The sequence below is a fragment of the Pseudoduganella sp. HUAS MS19 genome, assembly GCF_053615455.1.
In genome coordinates, this window is record NZ_CM132133.1 from 5,008,233 (window position 1) to 5,023,476 (window position 15,244).

At 62.1% G+C, this 15,244-nt stretch carries 17 protein-coding genes; 5 read left to right on the forward strand and 12 right to left on the reverse strand.

Translation table 11 applies throughout. The features are described from left to right. Positions 1-10 precede the first annotated feature (10 nt). From ACWBU6_RS22920 to ACWBU6_RS22940, 5 genes are read right to left on the reverse strand one after another with little or no spacing between them, the layout of a single operon-like run. Positions 11-640 carry a pilus assembly PilX family protein gene (locus ACWBU6_RS22920; RefSeq protein ID WP_452645650.1) on the reverse strand — a complete coding sequence of 210 codons (630 nt, stop codon included), beginning with the start codon at positions 638-640 and terminating at the stop codon, positions 11-13. Next, positions 637-1,743 (reverse strand): PilW family protein, encoded by a 1,107-nt coding sequence (locus ACWBU6_RS22925; protein WP_452645651.1) that lies wholly within the window; start codon positions 1,741-1,743, stop codon positions 637-639. The genes ACWBU6_RS22920 and ACWBU6_RS22925 overlap by 4 nt, the downstream gene beginning before the upstream one ends. Before the next feature lie 8 nt (positions 1,744-1,751). Beyond that, on the reverse strand, positions 1,752-2,120 hold the full coding sequence (locus tag ACWBU6_RS22930) for a type IV pilus modification PilV family protein (RefSeq protein ID WP_452645652.1): 369 nt from the start codon (positions 2,118-2,120) through the stop codon (positions 1,752-1,754). A gap of 11 nt (positions 2,121-2,131) precedes the next feature. Next, complete coding sequence (locus ACWBU6_RS22935; protein ID WP_452645653.1) at positions 2,132-2,722, reverse strand: GspH/FimT family pseudopilin; 591 nt, start codon at positions 2,720-2,722, stop codon at positions 2,132-2,134. Continuing rightward, positions 2,722-3,168: a type IV pilin protein gene (locus ACWBU6_RS22940; protein ID WP_452645654.1), complete on the reverse strand. Its 447-nt coding sequence runs from the start codon at positions 3,166-3,168 to the stop codon at positions 2,722-2,724. Before ACWBU6_RS22940 ends, ACWBU6_RS22935 begins: the two co-directional genes overlap by 1 nt. Positions 3,169-3,382: 214 nt before the next feature. Here ACWBU6_RS22940 and mutS point away from each other — a divergent pair, with 214 nt between their 5' ends. Together mutS and ACWBU6_RS22950 are read left to right on the forward strand one after the other, a co-directional pair. Further along, positions 3,383-6,058, forward strand: coding sequence for a DNA mismatch repair protein MutS (gene mutS, locus ACWBU6_RS22945; RefSeq protein ID WP_452645655.1), 2,676 nt, complete (start codon positions 3,383-3,385; stop codon positions 6,056-6,058). Then, on the forward strand, positions 6,055-7,002 hold the full coding sequence (locus tag ACWBU6_RS22950; protein WP_452645656.1) for a hypothetical protein: 948 nt from the start codon (positions 6,055-6,057) through the stop codon (positions 7,000-7,002). The genes mutS and ACWBU6_RS22950 overlap by 4 nt, the downstream gene beginning before the upstream one ends. 34 nt (positions 7,003-7,036) lie before the next feature. Here the strand turns inward: ACWBU6_RS22950 and ACWBU6_RS22955 are convergent, their stop codons facing one another. After that, the gene (locus ACWBU6_RS22955) at positions 7,037-7,588 is read right to left on the reverse strand and encodes an FKBP-type peptidyl-prolyl cis-trans isomerase (RefSeq protein WP_452645657.1); all 552 of its coding nucleotides are present in this window, start codon (positions 7,586-7,588) and stop codon (positions 7,037-7,039) included. Positions 7,589-7,645: 57 nt separating this feature from the next. On the opposite strand from ACWBU6_RS22955, the gene ACWBU6_RS22960 reads away from it, so the two are divergent. The 3 genes from ACWBU6_RS22960 (at position 7,646) to ACWBU6_RS22970 (ending at position 9,824) form a co-directional block, all read left to right on the forward strand. Next, on the forward strand, positions 7,646-8,770 hold the full coding sequence (locus ACWBU6_RS22960; RefSeq protein WP_452645658.1) for a ribosomal protein uL16 3-hydroxylase: 1,125 nt from the start codon (positions 7,646-7,648) through the stop codon (positions 8,768-8,770). Positions 8,771-8,781: 11 nt separating this feature from the next. Further along, positions 8,782-9,252, forward strand: a complete 471-nt coding sequence (locus ACWBU6_RS22965; protein WP_452645659.1) for a DUF7931 domain-containing protein — start codon at positions 8,782-8,784, stop codon at positions 9,250-9,252. 287 nt (positions 9,253-9,539) lie between these two features. Beyond that, entirely contained in the window at positions 9,540-9,824 is a 285-nt protein-coding gene (locus ACWBU6_RS22970; protein WP_452645660.1) for a hypothetical protein, read from the forward strand. 174 nt (positions 9,825-9,998) lie between these two features. On the opposite strand, the gene bamC is transcribed toward ACWBU6_RS22970, so the two are convergent. From bamC to ACWBU6_RS23000, 6 genes are all read right to left on the reverse strand, one after another. Beyond that, positions 9,999-11,153: an outer membrane protein assembly factor BamC gene (gene bamC / locus ACWBU6_RS22975; RefSeq protein WP_452645661.1), complete on the reverse strand. Its 1,155-nt coding sequence runs from the start codon at positions 11,151-11,153 to the stop codon at positions 9,999-10,001. Between the two features lie 13 nt (positions 11,154-11,166). Next, entirely contained in the window at positions 11,167-12,045 is an 879-nt protein-coding gene (gene dapA, locus ACWBU6_RS22980) for a 4-hydroxy-tetrahydrodipicolinate synthase (protein WP_452645662.1), read from the reverse strand. 74 nt (positions 12,046-12,119) lie between these two features. Next, positions 12,120-12,677, reverse strand: a complete 558-nt coding sequence (locus ACWBU6_RS22985; RefSeq protein ID WP_452645663.1) for a class I SAM-dependent methyltransferase — start codon at positions 12,675-12,677, stop codon at positions 12,120-12,122. After that, positions 12,670-13,872, reverse strand: a complete 1,203-nt coding sequence (locus ACWBU6_RS22990; protein ID WP_452645664.1) for a tryptophan--tRNA ligase — start codon at positions 13,870-13,872, stop codon at positions 12,670-12,672. The genes ACWBU6_RS22985 and ACWBU6_RS22990 overlap by 8 nt, the downstream gene beginning before the upstream one ends. A 4-nt stretch (positions 13,873-13,876) precedes the next feature. Next, positions 13,877-14,542 (reverse strand): site-2 protease family protein, encoded by a 666-nt coding sequence (locus ACWBU6_RS22995; protein WP_452645665.1) that lies wholly within the window; start codon positions 14,540-14,542, stop codon positions 13,877-13,879. A 75-nt stretch (positions 14,543-14,617) separates the two neighbouring features. Beyond that, a complete protein-coding gene (locus ACWBU6_RS23000) occupies positions 14,618-15,241 on the reverse strand; it encodes an L-threonylcarbamoyladenylate synthase (RefSeq protein ID WP_452645666.1) in 624 nt (207 codons plus the stop codon). Between the last annotated feature and the right edge of the window lie 3 nt (positions 15,242-15,244).

Consider the following 15,244-nt stretch of genomic DNA (forward strand, 5'->3'; position numbering starts at 1 on the left):
TCTCGCATACTCATTGTGAAATAACCGCCTGTACGAAACTGACGTTGGAACGCGGGCCGACCACCCGCACCGTGATACGGTAAAGTGCGACCGTGCTGCCGCCCAGGGCGCTACCGTTCAGGGGCTGGTAAGTCAGCATGGGACGCAGGGTGCCGATACTGTTGTCGCCAATAGGCGGCAGTCCCGAGGGTGCCGTGGAACACTTGGCGGGATCGAACTCGCCTGCCACATCGCACATGCGGTGGATCACGTAGGACACCTGGTTGCCAGCCGCATCGACCGGCAGCTGGGCCACCGCGCCTGCGTCGCTCCAGTCCAGGTCGTCCTTCGGGTCCGTGGTGTCGTTCCCGGTCAGGTCAAGCGCCGCCTGGCTGCTGGCGGAATAGCCTTTGCCGCCGGCGTCGACGTCCAGCCCGGTCGGGTTGCCATGCACCCAAGCGATGGCAGCCTCCACGCCGGCATCGGCGCTGATCGCGGCACTTTGCTTGAATGCCAGGTTGCCCGCGATCAGGGACGACGTGTCGACCGAACGCATCATGGCCAGGCCGGCCAGGGTCATGGCAACCAGCACGATCAGCGCCATCACCAGCGCCACACCCTGCTGCCGGCGGCGCTCTCCTACTTTGACTACCGATTTCATATACGCCCCCAGATCACGTTACGCAGTGGAATGACCGTCTCATACACCTGGTAGCGATAGCAGCCCCAGTCGCTGGGGTAATTGTCGGTTTTAATCGTCGCCCAGCTGGACTTCAGCGAGGTGGTTGCTTTGCACTTCTCGCCAGCGGGCGGCTTTTCGTACTGGCTGGCGCGGGTGACCAGCGCAACGCGGATTGCCTTGATACGCGACCAGTTAGCCGGCGTCGGATTATCCCAGCCTGCATCCGCTGCGCTGACCCATGTGTCAATGGTCTGGGTGTTGGCAGGCGCCACGCCGTACTGGGCCTGCAAGTCAACCACTTCGGACATCACGAGTTCGTTGACGACGGCCGGATTCTGCGAATTGTCGCTGCGCTCCAGGTCGTGAGTGGCCATGTTGACCGAATAGGTCTTGCGGAAGATCGGCCCGTTCGTGGCCGGCTTGAAACAGGTCACGTTGGCGCCAACCTGGTACTTCGGCCATTCGGCGGAAAAACTCGCCGGCGGGTTGTATTCCCCGTGCGCGCCGGGGCTGTGCTGCAGCCGGGACGCTTCTTCCTGCACTTCGGTGATTTTCATCACAGTGCAGTTGCCGGCCTGGGATACCAGGGCCAGGTCGCCTTCCGAGCACGCCGCCGGGTTGGCGACATCCAGTTCGGACGATGGCTGCGGCATTTTCTTGCGTACCACGGTGGAGCCGGAGGGCAAGGAGGACGACAGGTTGGGATCGGCAAAATACTGGATGGTCAGGGTGTCAGGCTTGGTGCCGCCATCCTTGATCAGCGCCGGAGCGAAATTGACGTCGGTCAGCGCGCCTTCCACGCCGCCGCAACCCGCACTCTTGTCGCAGTAGGCATACACCTTGGTGCATCCGGAATAGGAATTGGGGCCGGCAGCCATGCCCCAACCCGCCGCCTTGGCATCGCGCTCCAGCATGTACAAAGCGATGGCGCCGTTGGCTTGGGCATCGGCGCTGCTGGTGGTGGCGCGCTTGCGCGCTTCGTTATTGGTAAATGCCTGCGCCACGATCAGTGTGCCCAGCATGCCGATGACCAGGCCAACCATGACCTCGATCAGCGTAAAGCCTTTTTGTGAGCGGTACATATATTTCCTCAACCGTTGATCTGGGCCACGGCCTGGTAGGTATGGGCCTTGGATTCGCCAGGAAGCTGCCAATTGATGGTGACCGTTACCTGGTTGCCGTTGACCACTACCGTGCGCTTGCCGTTCGGCAGACCGGGCACGGCCTGGTTCGTGGTGGCGTAGGCAGCCAGGCTGGTGGGATGCACCCACATGTCGCCCAACAGCTGGTTGGCCGCAAAGCTGGCCTCCAGGCGGTACTTGGAATCGGTGACCTGGCGCGTGGCCGAGGCCTGCATCCACAGGAAGGCCAGGATGCCGAACGAGAAAATCAGGATGGCTGCCAGCGCTTCAAGCAATACGATGCCGTCCTGGCTGCCAGGTTTCAAATTGCGAATCATGGGATAGCTCCTTAAGTACAGCCTTGGGGCGTGCCGTTCAGTTTGGTGTTCGGGTCGCACATGCGGACCTGCCCGCCAGCGCCAACGGTCACCACATAACGGCGGGAGTCGGTGGTTTTGGCGTTGGTGATGTCGATCCGGCTGATTTCCGTACCTGCGGCAGCGGCAACCCGGCCGAAGCTGTCGAATGTGACAACGGCCGGTTCGTCGAGGCCGGCGCCGGCCGCCAGCGCGGTGCTGAACGTGTCGGCCTTCAGCGGCTTGGGCAAGGCCACCTTGCTGATGCCGAGCCGCGCGTTGCCGCCGCCTTCGTCCGGCCCATGCTCCTGGATCGGCGCCGGACAGATATTGGCGTTGACGCAACCCACGGTCCAGGCCACCTTGCCGTCCTTGTCAGTCAGGCTGAAGCGCACCGGCGTATTGCGCCGCAGCGCTTCCGTGCGCGCCAGCTGCAGGCCGTTCAGGACGGATTCCGCAGCCGTGCGGTTCTGCGCATCCTGGATCATGCGCGAAAAGTTCGGTATCGCCAGCGCCAGCAGGATGCCGAGCACGCTGATGGCCACCATCAGCTCGATAAGGTTCACACCACGTTGCTTACGCATCAGCAACGCCCGCCCTTCCCGGTTACCCAGCACGTGTCGGATTTTGCCCAATCGGTGCCGGTCGGCACGGCGGACGTCTTTTTGACGTTGCTCTCATTGACTTCGTAGGTGAAGCCCTTCATCGGCCCCTTGCCTTCCGCCTTCAGGCCGTAGCTCATGCCGCCGGCGGCGATTTCGCAGGTGAACGTAAAGTCGGGGTTGGTCGACGGTGCCGCTGGCTGGCCCTTGTCGCAGGCGCCGGCATACGTGCGGTTGTCCTGGAAGTACTGCTCCAGCTTGATGCGCATATCGGCCAAGCCATTGGTGGCTTGGGGAATGTGGCCACGGATGACATAATCTTTATAGGATGGCAATGCCACCGCCGCCAGGATGGCGATGATGGCGATGGTAACCATCAGTTCAATCAGGGTAAAACCACTGCGGCGGTGCTTGAATAGTTGCTTCACAAGGATTCCTTAACCAGCAGAACAAGTCTTGCTGAAAAATAATGTGACGGAAGTTTAACTGCATTTGGGAAAGAAGTCTCGCACAATTCGTTGCCATAAAGCATCATTAGAACGGTTTATCTACGAATTGGCGCAGTCGCCGCACACCCGCCCCGTGGGGTAAAATGCAACGTTTTCCCGCGCCCGGCGCGACGCCCGAACGAAATTCAGAAAAATGACCACCCTGCCTTCCGAAATCAATCCTGACGCCGTCAAAAACAGCCCGGCCGAAAAAGTCACGCCGATGATGGCGCAGTACCTGCGCATCAAGGCCGATTACCCGAACATGCTGGTGTTTTACCGCATGGGCGACTTTTACGAGCTGTTCTTCGACGATGCCGAGAAGGCTTCGCGCGTGCTGGGCATTACGCTGACGGCGCGCGGCACCCAGAACGGCGTGCCGATCAAGATGGCGGGCGTGCCTTTCCATTCGCTCGATGGCTACCTGGCCAAGCTGGTCAAGGTGGGCGAGTCCTGCGCGATCGCGGAGCAGATCGGCGACCCGGCCCTGGCCAAGGGCCCGGTCGAGCGCAAGGTGGTGCGCGTGGTCACGCCGGGCACCCTGACCGATTCGGACCTGCTGCCGGAAAAATCGGAGCGCCCGCTGCTCGCCATGACCATGATTAGCAACCGCAAGGTGGTCACCTGCGGCCTGGCCTGGCTGTCGCTGGCTTCCGGTGCGCTGCGCCTGATGGAGTTCTCCGGCGACCAGCGCAGCGTCAACACCCGCCTGGGACAGGAGCTGGAGCGTATTGCGCCGGCCGAAATCCTGCGCGGCGACGATGCCGACATGTTCGACGATATTTCGCTCTGCCACGTCAACAACGTGCCGGCCTGGCACTTCGACGTGGTGCACGGGCATAAGGCCTTGCTGGACCAGTTGGCTGTCGCCACTCTGACCGGCTTTGGCGCGGAAGGCCTGGGCGCGGCGTTCGGCGCGGCCGGCGCCCTGCTGCGCTACGCGCAATCGACACAGGGCCGCGGCCTGCAGCACGTCAAGAGCCTGTCCTGCGAAACGGAAAACGAATACATCGGGCTCGATGCGGCCACGCGCCGTAACCTGGAGCTGACCGAAACCATCCGCGGCCAGGAATCCCCCACCCTGTTCTCGCTGCTGGACCACTGCCGCACCGCCATGGGTTCGCGCCTGCTGCGCCACTGGCTGCACCACGCCAGGCGCGACCAGTCGGTGGCCCGCGCGCGCCACGACGCCATTGCGGCGCTGATGCAGCACGACACCACCGGTTCGCTGGCCTATCACCTGGCGCAAGTGCCGGATATCGAACGCATCACCACCCGCGTCGCCCTGCTGTCGGCGCGTCCGCGCGACTTGTCCGCCCTGCGCGACGGCCTGCAGCAATTGCCCAAGCTGCAGCATGCCATGCTGCGCGCCCTGGGCCACGACAATGCGGACGGCCTGCTGGCCAAGCTGCACTTTGGCCTGAACGAGCCGCAGGAATGCGTGGACCTGCTGGTGCGCGCCATCATGCCCGAACCGGCCACCATGGTGCGCGACGGCGGCGTAATCGCCCGCGGCTACGATGCGGAGCTAGACGAACTGCGCGGCCTGTCTGAAAACGCCGGCCAGTTCCTGGTCGACCTGGAGACCCGCGAACGTGAACGCACCGGCATCGCCAACCTGCGCGTGGAATACAACCGCGTGCACGGCTTCTACATCGAGGTGACCAACGGCCAGGCCGACAAGGTGCCGGAAGATTACCGCCGCCGCCAGACCCTGAAAAACTGTGAACGCTACATCACGCCTGAGCTGAAAGCCTTCGAAGACAAGGCCCTGTCGGCGCAGGACCGCGCCCTGGCGCGCGAGAAGATGCTGTACGACGAGCTGCTGGGTGCGCTGGCACCCTTCATCGGCCCGCTGCAATCGATCGCCCAGGCCCTGGCCCAGGTTGATACCCTGTGCGCCCTGGCCGAACACGCCCTGCGCAACAACTGGTGTGCACCCAACCTGGTGGCCGAGCCCTGCATCAATATCGTGGAAGGCCGCCACCCCGTGGTGGAAAACCAGATCGAACGCTTCATCGCCAACGACTGCAAGTTCATGGCCGACCGCCGCCTGCTGCTGATCACCGGCCCGAACATGGGCGGTAAATCGACCTACATGCGCCAGGTTGCCCTGATTACCCTGCTGGCCTATGTAGGCAGCTATGTGCCGGCCACCAGCGCCACCATCGGCCCGATCGACCGCGTGTTCACCCGCATCGGCGCCACCGACGACCTGGCAGGCGGCCGCTCCACCTTCATGGTGGAGATGACGGAAGCGGCCACCATCCTGAACGGCGCCACCGAGCACTCGCTGGTGCTGATGGACGAAATCGGCCGCGGCACCTCGACCTTTGACGGCCTGGCGCTGGCGTGGGCGATTGCACGCCACCTGATTGAAGCGAGCCGCAGCTTCACCTTGTTCGCCACCCACTACTTCGAGCTGACCCAGTTGCCGGAGGCGCATCCGACTGCCGCCAACGTGCACCTGTCGGCGGTGGAGCACAAGGATTCCATCGTCTTCCTGCACGCGGTCCAGAACGGCCCAGCCTCGCAGAGCTACGGCTTGCAGGTGGCGCAGCTGGCAGGCGTGCCGCAGCCGGTGATCAAGGCGGCGCGCAAACACTTGGCGCGGCTGGAGGCGCAAGCGCTGGATGCGACGCCGCAGCTGGATCTGTTCGCCGCACCGGTGACCGACGCCAACGACGATGAAGCACCGGTGGCAACTGCCGCCGCCGACCCGCGCGCCGAAGAACTGCTGGCGGCGCTGGACGATATTGATCCAGACGCCATGACCCCGCGCGAAGCGCTGGACCGCCTGTACCAGCTCAAGCGCCTGGCACAGGCATGAAACGGCGGCTTGCCCTAGGCACGCTGGCCGCCACGGCCGCGATGATGGCCGCCATGCTTGCCACACCGGCCCTTGCACGCAGCGACAAGGCCGCGGCGCGCAAGGGCGAATTCAGCTTCGCCCTGCTCGGCCATCACTTCAGCCAGGGCGAAGGCGACACCGAGTTTCGCCGCATGCTGGCGGAGGCAAGCCGCACCGAACCGGCCTTCCTGATTGCCACCGGCGTCAAGGCGGCCGACGAGCCATGCACGGATAGCCTGTACCAGGCGCGCCGCGACCTGATGAACAGCGCCGAGCGCCCGCTGGTGCTGCTGCCTGCCGGCAGCGACTGGACCGGATGCCGCAACTCCAACGGCAAATCAAACGCCATCGAACGCCTCAACCGCATTCGCGAATTGTTCTTCCGGGAGCCCGATGCGCTGGGCAAGGGCAAGCTGGCATTGAATCGCCAGTCCAGCATTGCCAAGTTCCGCGACTACGCCGAAAACACTTATTGGGAATACGAAAACGTCCTGTTCGTCACGCTCAACGTACCCGCCCGCAACAATCACTACCGGACCGAGGCTGGCCGCAACAGCGAGTACGAGGACCGCATGGTGGCCAACCGCGGCTGGCTGCACCGCACTTTCCTGCACGCCAAGCGCAAGAACCTTGCCGGCATTGTGCTGCTAATGGATGGCGACATCGGCGCCCATGTGGAGCAAGGCTTCTTTGCCCGCCTGGCGCAACAGCGGGACGGCTTCACCGAAATCCGCCGCCTCGTACGCTCGCAAGCCGACAAGTATCACGGCCAGCTGCTGCTGGTGGATAACGGCAAGCAGGGCAAGGCCGCGCCGGTCATTGAGTGGACCAGGAACGTCGGCCACCTGGCATTGGGTGCTGAATGGACTGCGCTGCGCGTGATACCGGGCAGTGCCTCGCTGTTCGTCCTGGGCAGCGAATGATGTAAAAAAGCCCTGCAGTGCAGGGCTTGGAACCTTAGTGGATCGGGTGGCTGCGGAAGTGATCGCCTTCCTCGCCATCGTCGCCTTCATCATCGCCTTCGTGATGATGGTGGCCATGCGGTCCGTGCACGTGCTCGTGGGCGATTTCCTCTTCGGTGGCGGCGCGTACGTCGACCACTTTCAGTTCGAAGCGCAGGGCCATGCCGGCCAGCGGGTGGTTGCCGTCCAGGACCACTTTGTCTTCAGCGATCTCGGTAACGGTGAAGATCATCGCGTCGTCTTCTTCGCCGCCTTCCGGCAAGCCCTCGAACTGCATGCCGATTTCCAGCGGCTCCGGCAGGCGCGCACGCTCTTCCACTTTCAACAGGTTCGGGTCGTAATCGCCAAAGGCGTCTTCCGGTTCAATCTGGATCGTGGTGGCGTAGCCGTTCTCCTTGCCGTCCAGTTCTTCCTCGATCTTTGGCAGGGTGTTCTCGTAGCCACCGTGCAGGTAGACCATAGGCTGGCGACCGTCTTCGATCAGATTGTTCTGTGCGTCGGACAGTTTGTACTCCACCGTCACGACGGTATTCTTGGCGATCTTCATTGAGCTTCCTTTCATATCTAAGCTGGAAGGATTATACCGCTTGCTATAATCGGCCCCATGAAAAAACTGACACTCCTGGGCGACATCACGCCCGAACAATTCCTGCGCGATTACTGGCACAAGAAGCCGCTGCTGATCCGTCAGGCCATCCCCGGCTTCAAGCCACTGCTGCCTTTCGACAAGCTGGCCGAACTGGCCACCAAGGACTACGTGGAAAGCCGCCTGGTCACCAAGAAGGACGGGAGCTGGGACATGCAACACGGCCCGCTCAAGGAACTGCCTGCGCGCAAGGAGCGCGAATGGACCATGCTGGTACAAGGCGTCAACCTGCAGGACGACAGGGCCGACGCGCTGCTGCGCCAGTTCCGTTTCCTGCCCGATGCCCGCCTGGACGACCTGATGGTGAGCTTTGCCACCGACGGCGGCGGCGTCGGCCCGCATTTCGATTCCTACGACGTGTTCCTGCTGCAAGCCCAAGGCCAGCGCCGCTGGAAGATCAGCGCGCAAAAGGACCTGACCCTGATTGAAGGCTTGCCGCTGAAGATCCTGAAGAAATTCAAGGCCACCGAGGAATTCGTGCTGGAACCGGGCGACATGCTGTACCTGCCGCCGCATTACGCCCACGATGGCGAAGCGATCGGCGATTGCCAGACCTATTCGATCGGCTTCCGCTCGCCGTCCTACCAGGAACTGGGCGAAGCCTTCCTGCAATTCATGGCCGACTCCATCGACCTGCCGGGCCGTTATGCCGATCCGGACCTGGAGCCGACCAGCAAGCCTGCTGAAATTCCGAAAGCCATGCTGGGCAAACTGGCCGATGAATTGAACAAGGTCAGTTTTACCGAAGACGACTTCGCCATTTTCCTGGGCGAGTACCTGTCCGAGCCAAAGCATAACGTCTTCTTCCAGCCTGTGGAAAAGCCGCTAACTGCCGGCAAATTCCAGCAAGCCGCCGGAAAAAAAGGCGTCTCGCTCTCGCGCAAGACGCAGATGCTGTATCGCGGCAAGAACGTCTTCATCAACGGCGAATCGTTCGCCATGAACAAGGCCGACAAGGCCACGCTGGAAACCCTGGCCAATACCCGCGGCCTGGATGGCGCAGCCGTGGCCGGCGCGTCGGAAGACGTGCTGGAAGCCTTGTTCGCCTGGTACAGCGACGGCTGGCTCGAACTGAACAAATAATCGGAGATAGCATGGAGAAGCAGCTTTTTGACAGCCGTACCCAGTTCCAGTCCCTGCTGCTGGACTGCATCGCCCAGGCCCGGCTGACGCTGCAGATGTTCGACCCGGACTATGCGTGGTGGCAGTTGGGGCATTCGAAGACCGATGCCCTGCTGCGCCACTTCCTGCAGCACAAAGGGCGCATCCAGCTGGTGGCCCACCGCAATGCCCACCTGGAGCGCAATGAACCGCGCTTTCTGAAGCTGCTGGAGGATTACAGCCACCAGATCGAATGCCGCCTGACCAGCCGCAGCATCAACACCCTGACCGATTCCTTCTGCGTGGCCGACGGCGTGCACATCGTGCGCCGCTTCCATGCCGACCACTTCCGCGGCGAAGCGGATTTTGATGCTCCCTCGTCAACCCAAACCAGTTTGGAGCGTTATGAAGCTATCTGGGCTGAAACCCAGCCGGGCCTGCGACCAGGAACGACTGGATTGTGAGCCAGAAAAATGTAAAATGTTGCAGTTCGAGGTAAGACGGTAATCGCTGCAGATGGCAGTAGAACGGCGCGGAAAAAAAATATTGCGTTTTCGCAAAATAGTTGTGTAAACCGCCTGTTTTGCTATTGCGACGCAGCAGAAAACGCTATAATATCCGGTGTGTTTCTGTGTCTGGTCGACCTTTTTCTGAAGGTTGGAAGGGCCGACGAAACGCCGTACGAGCGATAATTACCGGTAATTATTCATCGCAACATTGTTTAATTTTTGTTGTTATTTAAGGAAAACAAATGAAAAAATCCCTGCTGATCGCCTCCCTGCTGGCTGTTGCTCTGGCTGCTTGCTCCAAGAAAGAAGAAGCTCCTGCTGCTCCAGTAGCTACCCCAGAAGCAGCTGCTCCAGCAGCCGCTCCTGCAGCTCCAGCAGCTGACGCTGCTGCTGCTCCAGCTGCTGCTCCAGCCGCTGACGCTGCTGCTGCTGCTGCTTCCGCTGCTACCGACGCTGCTGCTGCTGCTTCCGCAGCTGCTTCCGCTGCTTCGGCTGCCGCTTCCGCTGCTTCCGCTGCTGCTAAGTAATTCCTTGCAGGGAAAAGAAACCAGCCTCCGGGCTGGTTTTTTTTCGCCTTGAGTTTTGAAAGTCGGGGTCAGCTCCGGCAATCGGACATTTATGTCCGATTGCCGGAGCTGACCCCGACTTTTAATAAAAAAGCCGGCTTGCGCCGGCTTCTCTCATTGAAAAAGGCCCGGGCCTTATTTCAACTGTTCCTGCAGCAGGGTCAGGATCTTTTGGCCTACCGGGGAGTCTTCCGGCTTGTTCTGGTTGTTCCACACCGAAACCTGGGTGGTGTTGACCGAATCCGAACGCACCGAGATACGGTAGCGCTGCGCTTCCTTCTCTTTGTCCGAGGCGCCGAAGCTGAACAGCTTGCTGAACCAGCCGCGGGTATCGGTGGCATCGTTTACGAAACGTACGAAATACACGCCCTGCACACGGTCGCGGTCTTCCACGGTGAAGCCGGCACGGTCCAGCGCCAGGCCCACGCGGCGCCAGGTGCGCTCGAAGCCTTCGTCGGTCTTGATGTAGGCGTTGGCGCCCTCGCCCACCAGGGTGGCGTGCTGCGCCTGTACCGCAGCATTGTCGACCGAGGTGCGTGCCGCCGCCTCGTCGGCGGTGCCACCCAGCTTGGTCATCAGCTTGGCCAGGAAAATTGCCTCGAGGTTCGGGTCGCTATTGCGGTTGGTCCACATGGTCGACTCGTTCTGCGCGCCGGTCACCACTTCCTTGGTGCCGCGGTGGCTGATGTAGACCTCGGTGCCGCCAGCCGGATTGCGCTCCAGGCGGGTGCGGTACTTGTCGCGCTCGCCGCTCGAGTACAGGCCGTCGAACACCTTGCCGATCGTGCTGCGGATGAAGTCTTGCGGGATCTTGGCGCGGTTTTCATTCCATTCGGTTTCCATCACGCCGGCAGTGGCGTCGTCCACCGCCAGGGTAAAGCCCGACTCTTCCCAGAACGTTTTCAGTTGCGGCCACAGCGCTTCAGGGGTCTGCTGCACCACCAGCCAGCGCTGGTTGCCGGAACGCTCGACGCGCACCGCGCTGTTGCCGGTGCTGGCCACTTCATTGCTGCTCACCTGGGCGCCAGGGGCGGTGCCGCGGGCAGCCTGGTAGCCGGAAGCCGTCGCCACGCCGCGGTCGTTGCTTGGCAGCGAGTAACGGTTGTCCTTCGACAGCTGGGTCAGGTCCGGCGGCACGTCCAGCGTGCTGGCCTTCTTGGCCGATTTGTAATCGACCTTGGTTTCGCCTACAACGGACTGCACCATGCCGCAACCGGTCAGGCTCAGCATCAGGGCGCCAACGACGAGCCCGCGCTGCGGGGTCTGGGAAACGATCTTGCGAATAGTCATGTGAAAAAGAAGATTAGTTCAGCACACCGGATTCACGCAGGGCAGCGCGGACGGTCTCGTGATACTGCGCTGCCAGCGACACCAGCGGCAGGCGGATACCTTTCGGCATCTTGCCCATTTCCGCCAGCGCCCACTTGACCGGCACCGGGTTCGGTTCAATGAACAGGTGCTGGTGCAGCGGCAGCAGCTGGTTGTTGATGGCAGTTGCCTTGGCGGCATCGCCCGCCATCGCGGCTTCGCACAGCTCGTGCATCTGGCGCGGCGCCACATTGGCCGTCACCGAGATATTGCCCTTGCCGCCGGCCATCATCAGGGCGATGGCAGTCGGATCGTCGCCGGAGTATACGGCGAAATCGGCAGGCGCGCGGCGCAGCAGGTCGTAGCCGCGGGCGATATTGCCGGTCGCGTCCTTGACACCGATGATGTTCTTGATCTGGGCCAGGCGCAGGATGGTGTCGTTGCTCATATCGGCAACGGTGCGGCCCGGCACGTTGTACAGGATCAGCGGCAGGTCCACCGCTTCGGCGATGGCCTTGAAGTGCTGGTACATGCCTTCCTGGGTTGGGCGGTTGTAGTAAGGAACCACTTGCAGCGAAGCGTCGGCGCCGGCGTTCTTGGCAAAACGGGTCAGCTCGATGGCTTCGGCAGTGGAATTGCCGCCGGAGCCGGCAATCACCGGGATGCGGCCGGCAACGCGCTCCACGGCTGCCTTGATCAGCTCGCAATGCTCGGCCACGCTGACGGTGGCGGATTCGCCGGTGGTGCCGACGATGACGATGGCGTCCGTGCCTTCGGCAATATGCCAGTCGATCAGCGCGTTCAGGCCTGGATAGTCCAGCGAGCCGTCGGCGTGCATCGGGGTTACGATTGCTACAATGCTACCCTTAATCATAGGAAACCAATTGCAATAAGAATTAAAACGACGATTGTAGAGCATACCCTGCACCCGTGGTGCATTTTGGTCGCTCAAAATGACGGCAACAGCGCCGCCTCCCTTGGAAACTCCTCTTTCACGGCGCAAATCCTCTGCACCATGGCCGGCTTCGGTGTATTAACGACCCCATCCTCGAATGCGATGACACGCAAAGCATGCATTCTAGCCAATTCCAATAATTCGCCCGGCTGTAACAAAAAGGCTGGATTTGATGGTTTGCCGAAGGCAGCATTGCCGTCGGCAAAGGTCTCATAAATCAATATGCCGTTCGGCGCCAGGCTGCCCAGCATGTCCGCCAGCAACGGGCGATGCAGGTAATTGGTGACGACGATGCCGGCAAAGCGCAGCGGGCCAAATGGCCAGCAGCCCCCCTCTTCTTCCAGGTCGATCTGGCTGGTGACGATGCCGGCGCCGGCGGTCGCGGCCAGCGCTTCGGCGTCGCGGTCCACCGCAATCACGGCGTGGCCCAGCGCTGCCAGGTGGCGCGAGTGACGGCCGCTGCCGCAAGCGAGGTCCAGCACCTCGCCATTTGGCACCAGGGGCGCGAATCGCTCGACCCAGGCCGATGGCGGCGTAAATACGTCAGCCATAATTCAATCCCATTGCTTCGCGCACATCGCGCATGGTTTCCTGCGCCAGCCTGCGCGCTGCTTCATTGCCATCCGCCACGATGGCGCGCACCAGGGACGGGTCGTCCAGGTAAGGCTGCGCGCGCTCATGCATCGGCTCCTGCTCCTTGACGATGGCGTCGATCACCGGCTGCTTGCATTCGATGCAGCCGATGCCGGCCGACTTGCAGCCCTGCTGCACCCATTCCTGGGTCGGGCCGTCCGAATACACCACGTGGAATTGCCAGACCGGACAACGTTCCGGCTCCCCGGCATCGGTGCGGCGCACGCGCGCCGGGTCGGTCGGCATGGTGCGGATCTTCCTGGTGACCGATTCCTTGTCCTCGCGCAGAGCAATCGCATTGCCGTAACTCTTGGACATCTTGCGGCCGTCCAGCCCCGGCAGGCGCGCGGCTTCGGTCAGCTTTGCCTGCGGTTCGACCAGGATCAGTTTGCGCGCGCCTTCCAGGTAGCCGAACAGGCGCTCGCGGTCGATCATCGACAGGTTCTGCGCATCGTCTAGCATGGCCTTGGCCTGCTCCAGCGCGGCGTCGTCGCCTTCCTGCTGGTAAGCGGTGCGCAGCTCGTTGTACAGCCTGGCGCGCTTGCTGCCCAGCTTCTTGACCGCGTCCTGCGCCTTTTCCTCGAAGCCCTTCTCCTTGCCGTACAAGTGGTTGAAGCGGCGCGCGATCTCGCGCATCATTTCCACGTGCGGCACCTGGTCGTCGCCGACCGGCACTTCGCTGGCGCGGTAGATCAATACGTCGGCCGCCTGCAGCAGCGGGTAGCCGAGGAAGCCGTAGGTTTGCAGGTCCTTGTTGGCCAGGTTGTCGATCTGGTCCTTGTAGGTGGGAACGCGCTCCAGCCAGCCCAGCGGGGTGGCCATCGACAGCAACAGGTGCAGTTCGGCGTGCTCCGGGACTTTCGACTGGATGAACAGCGTGGCCTGGGTCGGGTCGATGCCGGCAGCCAGCCAGTCCACCAGCATGTCCCAGGTGGACTGCTCGATGATGGACGGATCGTCGTAATGCGTGGTCAGCGCGTGCCAGTCGGCCACGAAAAACAGGCAAGGCTGCTCGGACTGCATCCTGATCCAGTTCTTCAGCGCACCGTGGTAGTGGCCAAGATGCATGCTGCCTGTCGGGCGCATGCCGGAGACTACGCGGTCAGGGTACATGGTGTCAGCTCAGAAATGGTAGGAATGGCAGCTCGATCAAGGTCATCACCATGCCCACCAGGGCACCCACCATGGCTCGGAATGGGCCAGTGTTCAGCAGCAGGATAATGCCGATGAAGATGATCGGTCCCAGGCGCTCGATGCTGGCGAATTTATCGGCCAGGTCGCGCGGAAGCAGCGACGTCACGATACGACCGCCATCAAGGGGCGGGATCGGAAGCAGGTTAAAGGCGCACATGACGGCATTGGCGATGACACCGGCCTTGCACACCTCAATCGGAAAACGCTCCGTCACGCCCAGTTTGAGCATCAGCACCAACATCAGCATCCATCCCAGCCCCATTGCAAAATTGGCGGCCGGACCGGCGGCGGCCACGAAGCCCATCTGTTTTTTCGGATTGCGCAGGCGGTTGAAATCGACCGGTACTGGCTTTGCATAACCGAATGCCATATTCAGTGGCGACAGCAGCAGCAGAATCGGCAAAATGATCGTGCCGAACAAGTCTATGTGGCGCATCGGGTTGGGGGTCAAACGGCCCAGCTTCTCGGCGGTGTTATCGCCGAAATAGCGGGCCACATAACCGTGGGCAGCTTCGTGCAGAGAGATCGCAAACAGGACGGGAATCGCGTACACCGCGATGTTGCGGATGATCTGGTCAAAATCGTTCATGACTGGGATTCTATCAGAGGGCTTCTACCGTCCCGCCAGCTGCCTGCGGCGTGGGCGAGGCCATCGATCAAGGGTTCAGAGGCCAAGGGCGGCGGGGTCGCCGCGGCCGGTTCGGACCAGTTCCGGCTCATCGCCGGTCAGGTCCACCACGGTGGTGGGTTCCAGGCTGCAGGCGCCACCGTCGATCACCAGGTCGACCTGCTTGCACAAGCGTTCCAGCACCATATCCGGGTCGGTCAGTGGCTCGTCGTCACCGGGCAGGATCAGGGTGGTGCCGAGCAGCGGCTGGCCCAGTTCGGCCATCAGCATCTCAGTAATCGGGTTCTGCGGCACGCGCAAGCCGATCGTCTTGCGCGAAGGGTGGGACAGGCGGCGCGGCACGCAACGCGTCGCCTCCAGGATGAAGGTGTACGGTCCTGGCGTAGCCGCCTTCAGCAAGCGGAATTGCTTGTTGTCGACGCGGGCGTAGACGCCGATTTCGCTCAGGTCGCGGCACAGCAAAGTCAGGTGATGCTTCTCGTCGATGCCGCGGATGCGGCGCAGCTTCTCCACCGCAGCCTTGTCGTCCAGGTGGCACACCAGTGCATAGCAGGAATCGGTCGGCAGCGCGACAATGCCGCCGCCGTGAATGATCTGCGCCGCCTGCTTGATCAGCCGAAGCTGCGGATTGTCAGGGTGTACCTGGAAAAATTGGGTCATGTT

Bases quoted from the DNA above. Each gene is read 5' to 3' on its own strand.
- ACWBU6_RS22930 (WP_452645652.1), bottom strand. From the start codon at position 2,120: ATGATTCGCAATTTGAAACCTGGCAGCCAGGACGGCATCGTATTGCTT.
- ACWBU6_RS22965 (WP_452645659.1), top strand. From the start codon at position 8,782: ATGGAGAAGCAGCTTTTTGACAGCCGTACCCAGTTCCAGTCCCTGCTG.
- ACWBU6_RS22985 (WP_452645663.1), bottom strand. From the start codon at position 12,677: ATGGCTGACGTATTTACGCCGCCATCGGCCTGGGTCGAGCGATTCGCG.
- ACWBU6_RS22960 (WP_452645658.1), top strand. From the start codon at position 7,646: ATGAAAAAACTGACACTCCTGGGCGACATCACGCCCGAACAATTCCTG.
- ACWBU6_RS22955 (WP_452645657.1), bottom strand. From the start codon at position 7,588: ATGAAGATCGCCAAGAATACCGTCGTGACGGTGGAGTACAAACTGTCC.
- ACWBU6_RS22920 (WP_452645650.1), bottom strand. From the start codon at position 640: ATGAAATCGGTAGTCAAAGTAGGAGAGCGCCGCCGGCAGCAGGGTGTG.
- ACWBU6_RS22995 (WP_452645665.1), bottom strand. From the start codon at position 14,542: ATGAACGATTTTGACCAGATCATCCGCAACATCGCGGTGTACGCGATT.
- ACWBU6_RS22990 (WP_452645664.1), bottom strand. From the start codon at position 13,872: ATGTACCCTGACCGCGTAGTCTCCGGCATGCGCCCGACAGGCAGCATG.
- bamC (WP_452645661.1), bottom strand. From the start codon at position 11,153: ATGACTATTCGCAAGATCGTTTCCCAGACCCCGCAGCGCGGGCTCGTC.
- ACWBU6_RS23000 (WP_452645666.1), bottom strand. From the start codon at position 15,241: ATGACCCAATTTTTCCAGGTACACCCTGACAATCCGCAGCTTCGGCTG.
- dapA (WP_452645662.1), bottom strand. From the start codon at position 12,045: ATGATTAAGGGTAGCATTGTAGCAATCGTAACCCCGATGCACGCCGAC.
- mutS (WP_452645655.1), top strand. From the start codon at position 3,383: ATGACCACCCTGCCTTCCGAAATCAATCCTGACGCCGTCAAAAACAGC.
- ACWBU6_RS22925 (WP_452645651.1), bottom strand. From the start codon at position 1,743: ATGTACCGCTCACAAAAAGGCTTTACGCTGATCGAGGTCATGGTTGGC.
- ACWBU6_RS22970 (WP_452645660.1), top strand. From the start codon at position 9,540: ATGAAAAAATCCCTGCTGATCGCCTCCCTGCTGGCTGTTGCTCTGGCT.
- ACWBU6_RS22935 (WP_452645653.1), bottom strand. From the start codon at position 2,722: ATGCGTAAGCAACGTGGTGTGAACCTTATCGAGCTGATGGTGGCCATC.
- ACWBU6_RS22950 (WP_452645656.1), top strand. From the start codon at position 6,055: ATGAAACGGCGGCTTGCCCTAGGCACGCTGGCCGCCACGGCCGCGATG.